The sequence below is a fragment of the Pseudomonas reactans genome (assembly GCF_013387025.1).
Lineage (GTDB): Bacteria > Pseudomonadota > Gammaproteobacteria > Pseudomonadales > Pseudomonadaceae > Aquipseudomonas > Aquipseudomonas reactans.
On sequence record NZ_JACAQP010000133.1, the window covers coordinates 1 to 333 of the forward strand.

Annotated in this window: 1 protein-coding gene; it reads right to left on the reverse strand. The window is 40.8% G+C overall.

The features are described 5' to 3' along the window. The coding region (locus HX793_RS32220) for a hypothetical protein (protein ID WP_178905613.1) at nucleotides 1-187 on the reverse strand (187 nt) is incomplete at its 3' end. Between the last annotated feature and the right edge of the window lie 146 nt (nucleotides 188-333).

Here is a 333-nt window from a genome sequence, read left to right on the forward strand (position 1 = left end):
GACAGACTATGCCTTGATCATCAGTTTTGTTTCTGAAAACCCATCTTGAACCTACTACAGTAACAACGGGAGGAGTAGGAACAAGATCCCATACTTGGTTTCTTTCGAATTCAGCTAGTTCTTCTTGCATGGCTTTGACCCAGTCTGGATCTTTGAGAGCTGAATGGATGGTTTTGGGTTCAGTCATGGATAAGAATGCTCCGTATAAACATTCATTTGAGGAAGCGGCTCTTGTTTGAATACCAGAATTGGGATCTCCTATAATTTGTTCTGCAGGATGATTTCTGGTCCATTTGTTTAGGCGAGTTTTTTCAGGTATTTCGATTGGTGTTT